The sequence below is a fragment of the Dietzia sp. HMSC21D01 genome (assembly GCF_001815995.1).
GTDB lineage: Bacteria > Actinomycetota > Actinomycetes > Mycobacteriales > Mycobacteriaceae > Dietzia > Dietzia cinnamea.
In genome coordinates this window covers 1-2,714 of record NZ_KV823684.1, presented here as the reverse complement: position 1 = coordinate 2,714, position 2,714 = coordinate 1, and the positions used below count along the sequence as shown (strand labels likewise).

The following is a 2,714-nucleotide window of genomic DNA, read 5'->3' as shown; positions in this document are numbered from 1 at the left end:
CGTCGCGCGGCGACCCCGTGCCGTCGCAGGGGACCTCCGTGACCAGGTGGGAGTGCGCCCGGAGGTAGTGACGGGCCCCGGCGTCGCCGGACGCCGAGTCGATGACGCCCGCGTGGTGGTCGGCGCCCAGGAGGACCGGGTGGGCTCGGATCCCGCCGTAGGTCGCGACCGCCAGCGAGGACCCGGCGGCGGCGACGCGGCGGACCGCCTCCGCACCGAGCCAGGGCATGTCCACGGGCACCACCACGACGTCCTCCCCGCCGATCGCCGTGAGCCCGGCGCGGAGCGACGACCCCATCCCCGTCTCCCACAGCGGATTGGGCACCACCTCGGCGCCCGGCACGGCGAGTTCGACCGCACCGCTGACCACGACGACGCGATCGCACCCGCCTTCGCCGAGCAGGGCCACGGCGCGGTCGACGAGCCGCGTGCCGTCGAGCTCGATCAGGGCCTTGGGGCGGCCGAAGCGCCGGCCGGCCCCGGCCGCGAGGACGAGCCCGGTCACCGGTGTATCGCCACGTCGAGCCCGGACAGCGGGGCGCCGGAGCCGCCGCGCCGGTGCGCGACGAGTTCGGCGGCGATCGACAACGCCGTCTCCTCGGCAGTGCGCGCACCGAGGTCCAGGCCGATGGGGGAGCGTAGTCGTGCCAGCTCGCTCGCGGTGAGGCCCTCGGCCCGCAACAACTCCAGGCGCTCGGCGTGGACGCGTCGGCTGCCCATCGCCCCGACGAATCCCGCGCGGCCGCGCAGAGCGGCGCTCAGGAGCGGGATGTCGAACTTGTGGTCGTGCGTGAGCACGCAGATGGCCGTGGTCTCGTCGACGGGCACCGAGGCCAGGTGGTCGTGCGGCCACCGGATGACGACCTCGTGGGCGTCGGGGAACCGTTCCGGCCGGCTCAACGCGGGTCGGGCGTCGCAGACCACCACCCGATAGCCGAGCATCGCGCCGACGCGGCTCAGTGCCTCGCCGAACGCGCTGGCGCCGAAGACCAGCAGGGTGGGGGAGGCGAAGGAGTGCAGCAGGACGCGGGCCACCGGGTCGCCTTCCCTGTCGGGGCCGTCGTGGTGGCCGTCCTCGTCGGGGCTGGCGCGGCCGTCGAGGTCGATCGTGATCGCGCCGGCCCGGCCGAGGTGTCCGGCCGCGAGGCGGGCGATGCGCCGGTCGAGGTCGTCGTCGCCGAGGGAGCCCTCGGCGCCGTCGGCTCCGACGAGCAGGTGCGTGCCGGCGCGGTCGCCCGTCAGCGCGGTCGCCAGGACGACGGGTTCTCGGCCACGCAGCATCTCGTCGAGACGGCCCAGCAGCGTATGGCCCGCGGCGTCGACGGGCTGGACGAAGACCTCTGACGTCCCGCCGCACGTCGGCCCCTCGGAGAGCGGGGAGCCGTCGGACCCGTCGAACCGCGCCAGGGCGGGGCGACCGTCGTCGAGGACCTGCCGGCACAGCTCGAACACGGTCCCGTCCACGCAGCCGCCCGAGACCCCGCCGACGACGTCACCGGTGGCGGCGACCGCCATCGCGGCACCCGCCGGCAGGGGCGCCGAGCCCCCGGTGTGGACGACCCGGGCAAGGGCACACGGCGTCCCGTCGCGGCGCCACCGCCGCACGGCGTCGAGCACGAGATCCACGCCGCCCAGTATCGCGGGCCCCGCGAGCCGCCGCATCCGCTGCCCGGGCCACTGACCGGATGCACGGCCAGCGCACGCGGTGGACCATGAACCGCGAGAACGGATCCCGACGTCGCCGACCCTCAGGAGGCAGGAATGAGCAAGCGGGAAGACCTGGCAGGACGGACGGTCGTGGTGACGGGCGCCTCGAGCGGATTCGGCCGCGGCACGGCGCTGAAGCTGGGTGAGCTGGGCGCCCACGTCGTCGTCGCCGCCCGACGCCCGGACGTCCTCGACGAGGTGGTCGCGCAGATCACCGACTCCGGCGGCACCGCGCTGGCGGTGCCCACCGACGTCAGCGACGCCGACGCGGTCGAGCGGCTCGCGACGGCCGCCGAGGACCGGTTCGGGCACATCGACGTCTGGGTCAACAACGCCGCGGTCGGCGTCATGGGCCTGTTCTGGGAGATCCCGCTCGCCGACCACGCGCGGCTCGTCGACGTGGACCTCAAGGGGATGATGACCGGCGCCCACGTGGCGCTGCGCCGGTTCGTCGATCGCGGCGAGGGCGTGTTGGTCAATGTCAGCTCGGTCGCCGGCGAGGTGCCGCTCGCGTACCAGGCCAGCTACGCCTCGGTGAAGGCCGGCATCACGAGCCTGGGCCGCTCGCTCAACGAGGAGCTGCGGCTCGCCGGACTGCACGAGACGATCAAGGTCGGCACCATCCTGCCGTGGGCGGCCGACACGCCCTGGTGGGACCACGTGGGCAACTACACCGGCCACGCGCCGAGGCTGGCGGCGATGGACGACCCGGACATCGTCGTCGACGCGATCGTCGACGCGTGCGTCGACCCGCAGCAGGAGCAGCCGGTCGGCCCCAAGGCGCGCGGCTCCCATGCCTCGCACCGGCTGTTCAAGGAGCTCACCGAGCGGTTCTCCGGCAAGCTCTCGGAGTCGGAGATCGGCAAGGGCACGCCCGCCCCGGACACCTCGGGCGCCCTCCACGAGCCGATCGCGGAGGGGACCGCGGTGCACGGCGACACCCGCGAGCGGATGGTGATGGAGGACGGCGAGCGCCGCCCGTGAGGCCGCGCCCCCGTGAGGCCGCG

3 protein-coding genes are annotated in these 2,714 nt (G+C 74.8%); 1 reads left to right on the top strand and 2 read right to left on the bottom strand.

Going from position 1 to position 2,714, the window contains the following annotated elements; all coding sequences use genetic code 11:
• The coding region (locus tag HMPREF3086_RS02000) for a nucleotidyltransferase family protein (protein WP_070719908.1) at positions 1 to 505 on the bottom strand (505 nt) is incomplete at its 3' end.
• Positions 502 to 1,626 (bottom strand): XdhC family protein, encoded by a 1,125-nt coding sequence (locus HMPREF3086_RS01995; RefSeq protein ID WP_109148415.1) that lies wholly within the window; start codon positions 1,624 to 1,626, stop codon positions 502 to 504. The genes HMPREF3086_RS02000 and HMPREF3086_RS01995, both read right to left, overlap by 4 nt.
• Positions 1,627 to 1,761: 135 nt before the next feature.
• On the opposite strand from HMPREF3086_RS01995, the gene HMPREF3086_RS01990 reads away from it, so the two are divergent.
• Positions 1,762 to 2,691: an SDR family NAD(P)-dependent oxidoreductase gene (locus HMPREF3086_RS01990; RefSeq protein WP_007629878.1), complete on the top strand. Its 930-nt coding sequence runs from the start codon at positions 1,762 to 1,764 to the stop codon at positions 2,689 to 2,691.
• Positions 2,692 to 2,714: the final 23 nt, after the last annotated feature.

Coding starts and splice junctions, on each gene's coding strand:
- HMPREF3086_RS01990 (WP_007629878.1), top strand. CDS start 1,762: ATGAGCAAGCGGGAAGACCTGGCAGGACGGACGGTCGTGGTGACGGGC.